At 52.8% G+C, this 254-nt stretch carries 1 pseudogene; it reads right to left on the bottom strand.

Annotated features, from left to right (window positions below):
• Positions 1-11 precede the first annotated feature (11 nt).
• Positions 12-134: pseudogene (locus tag SB719_RS21355) on the bottom strand (IS5/IS1182 family transposase); the annotation flags it as partial.
• Between the last annotated feature and the right edge of the window lie 120 nt (positions 135-254).

Below are 254 nucleotides of genomic sequence, written 5' to 3'. Positions count from 1 at the left end.
ACGACGTAGACTCATAAACTAATGCACCAGATGCGGATAGCGATGAGTTTGACAGCTGCCAGGAAATTGGCGGGGTTCTTGTCGTAACGCGTTGCGATACCGCGATAGTGTTTGATGCGGTTGAAGAACCGCTGACCTGCCACTGAACTTTCATCCAACGGCGATTAGAGCCTCGGCGGTTTTGACTACGCCAATTGGCGTGTTGGTAGCAACCGGCGGAAACGCCAAGCTTTCATATTGCGCAGCGTTGGAGC

This window comes from Pantoea sp. SIMBA_079, assembly GCF_046940275.1.
Taxonomy (GTDB): Bacteria; Pseudomonadota; Gammaproteobacteria; order Enterobacterales; family Enterobacteriaceae; genus Pantoea; species Pantoea borealis.
This window is presented reverse-complemented; position numbering and strand designations above follow the sequence as displayed.